The organism is Amycolatopsis rhizosphaerae (assembly GCF_007713715.1).
Lineage (GTDB): Bacteria > Actinomycetota > Actinomycetes > Mycobacteriales > Pseudonocardiaceae > Amycolatopsis_E > Amycolatopsis_E rhizosphaerae.
This window is the reverse complement of the sequence record NZ_VJWX01000675.1, coordinates 1-2,998: the sequence shown is the minus strand read 5'-3', so window position 1 is coordinate 2,998 and position 2,998 is coordinate 1. Positions and strand designations below refer to the sequence as shown.

The 2,998-nt window shown below is 68.8% G+C and carries 2 protein-coding genes; one reads left to right on the top strand and one right to left on the bottom strand.

Features of this window, described 5'->3' with window-relative positions:
- Window positions 1-1,593, top strand: a 1,593-nt coding sequence (locus FNH05_RS35340) for an outer membrane protein assembly factor BamB family protein (protein WP_222426809.1), incomplete at its 5' end; no start/stop codon positions are given.
- 563 nt (window positions 1,594-2,156) lie between these two features.
- Here the strand turns inward: FNH05_RS35340 and FNH05_RS38565 are convergent.
- Window positions 2,157-2,998 (bottom strand): hypothetical protein (locus tag FNH05_RS38565; RefSeq protein WP_186382903.1); only part of this gene is annotated, 842 nt, incomplete at its 5' end.

The following is a 2,998-nucleotide window of genomic DNA, read 5'->3' as shown; positions in this document are numbered from 1 at the left end:
GTGCTGGGAGGGGACGCGGGCAAATGTTACAACTGGCCTGCGCGCAAAGCGCATACGGCGGGACTGGCCGGCCGCGGGGGACGAAGGGTTGAAGACTTGACCGCAGGAAACGGGGCAGGGCAGGGGCAGCCGGGGAACGACGCGTCACAATGGCGGCCGTCCCCACCGCAGGCGGGCTGGCAGCAGGGACCGGGTGTGTTCCCGGGACAGCAGACCGCCCCGTATGCACAGTTTCCCGGTGCCCCCGATCCGGCTCCGAAGAAGAAGCGGAGCAAGACCCCGTTCGTCATCGGTGGCCTGTTACTGGCCGTGCTGCTCGTGTTCGGGGCGGTGTTCTTCCTCGTCGGCTCGAAGACGCCGGGCCCCGCCGGTGCCACGGCCGCTGCCGCCGCCGGGAACGGGTCGCTCCGCCAGGTCTGGGCCACGCCGGCCATGGGGAAGGATGCCGACAATCTGGTCGGTGTCTGGATGACGGACACGACCGTCGTCCGGATCGGTTCCACCGGTATCGCCGGCTATGACCTGGCCGGCGGGAAGCAACTGTTCACGGTGGCGGCCCCGAAGCCTGGCCTGGTTCCGTGTTTCGCCTCCGCGACCGTCACCGTCACCGGCATCGGTTCGGTGTTCTACAGCCAGGACGGCAACTTCGACTGCGACACGGTGGCCGCGATCAACGCCAAGACCGGTCAGGTGATCTGGACCAAAAGCGCGGACGGTCACAGTCCGCCCTCCACCGGAAGCACCTTCGTCAGTGGCTCGGTGGTGGTGGCCGCTTCCGACAACGCCGTGGTGGCCGGGTTCGACGCCGCCAGCGGCAACGAGATCTGGCACTACACCGCGACGGCAGGCAACTGCCACCCGTTCGACACGGCGGGCAAGGGGGCGATCGTCCTGGTGCAGGAGACCTGCCTGAACTCCGACTACACCGACTCCGGCGTGTACGTGGCAGTGGACGCAGCGACCGGCAAGCGCCTCTGGAAGGTGCCTGCGCCCAAGGGGAACCACCTGCGTTCGGTGATCTCCACCGAACCGATGGTGATCATCGCCTCCTCCGGCACCACCACGCTCGAGAAGGGGGGCAGTGAGCTCGACGACCACTCCCAGTTCCTGGTCTTCGACTCCTCCGGCAAGCAGACGGCGAGCATCCCGATCCCGGCCGACGGCTCGCAGGCGGCCTCCAGCCTCAGCAATCCCGTCCCGCAGGCGCTGGTCGCGGGCGGCACCCTTTACGCGGACACCATCAACGCCAAGGGTTCGTCCAGTACGGTGACCGCCTTCAGCCTCGCCAGTGGAAAGCAGTTGTGGGTCTATGACGCCATGATCGACGGCGAGATCAGCGTGAGCACCTGGCTGGTCGGTGCGAGCCCCGACGGCAAGCTGCCGCTGGCCATGGCGACCGGCACCGCGTCCGGGAATCCCAGCCCCGTCTCGACGCTCGATCCTGGCAGCGGCAAGCCTGCCCAGGTCTACGCCTTGCCGTCCGAAACGGACTGCCAGGATGCCTTCCTCGGCGCGGCCCCGAACGGCGATGTCGTGCTCGTTTCCGGGCAGGGACGGGAAGGGCCGACGGTCGCGGTCTTCTCCCGGAAGTAGGTTCCCTGCCGGTCGCCTCCGCGGAGCTTGCGCGGGCAAACCCGTGGAAATACCCGCCCCGGCCGGGCATGACGCTCTCATGATGTTGCTCGTGCCCGCCGACCTGCTGCGTCCTCGCCGTGCCGATGACCATTTCGCCGCGGAGGCCGACGCAGCCCGCGAGGCCGGAGTGGAAGTCACCCTGGTCGACCACGACGCGCTGACCACACCGGGCGGCGCGGGTGAAGGAAGCCAAGGAGACGCGCCAGCCGTTCATGTACGGACGGCCGTGGCGGTCCAGGGGGAAGATCGCCGTCGGTCTACGAGCAGAAGCTGGCCACCGCCCCGGTCATCGCGGTCCCCAGCTTCCTTCGCCCAGGCGATCACCGACGCCGACCACCCTCGAACACGGGGGAGCGGCGGCACTCGGGGCCGGTCACGAGCGGGACGGCCCGGTGATCGGCCACGTTGCTTCGGGCCGGGTGAGGTCCAGTCCGAAGATCCGGCTCGCACTGTCCGGAAGCGGCAGGCGGAAAGGTCAAGCAGGCCCAGTGGGCCGTGAGGGGGTCCCACCCGCTGCGGGGTTACGCGTTCGTGGGGAGTTTCGGCCAGGCGGCCGTGGCCAGGGTCGTCGCGACGGCGCACGCGTCGCTGCCCCGGTCCGGGACCCGGACGTAGAGCGATGCGAGCTGGCGCAGCCGGGGGATGGGGCTGGCGCCGACGTCGGTGGTGATCGTGCAGCTGAGGGTGCCGGGTTCGGTCACCGAGGGGAGGCCGGCGATGGTCGTCTTCGTGCCGTTCGGCAATCTGCTGTAGTCGAAGCTGAACTCGACGTCGGTCTTGTGGACGAGGTCGAGCCAGGTGCAGTGGTGGTGGCTGGGCACCGGGATGATTTCGAGGTCTTTGGCCAGCCCGTCGGGCAGGACGTGCGGGTCGGGCAGGAGCGGGCAGGGGTCGACCGTGCCCAGCGAGTTGGCGGGGAAGGTGAGGTGGGTCGCCTTCCGGGCGGTGATGTCGGTGACGAGCGCGGCGAAGACGGCCTTTTCGACCGTGCACAGCGCTTCGCGCTGGTCCACGGTCCCGGGGTGGTCGTCGGTGAATTCGACATTGACCGTCAGGTGGGTGCCATTGGCGAAGGTCAGGTAGCGCTCGCAGGCTTCGTCGGAACCGTATTCGGTGATCTGGACCTGCAGGCCCTGGTCCAGCTTGTCCGCGGTGACGTCGGGTGCGCGGTCCGGGTCGGCCTTCTTGCTCGCGAGCCCACCCACGTCGATCGCCGTGTCGCGTCCGCTCACGGTCATGAAGGCGACGCAATCGTTGGGTGACGAGACGACGGGGCCGATGTGGGTCGCCCCGGCGCCGGAGGCCTTGCCGAGGTCGATGAGGCTGCAGTAGTCGATGGTGGTGAGGTCGCCCAGCGCTTGTT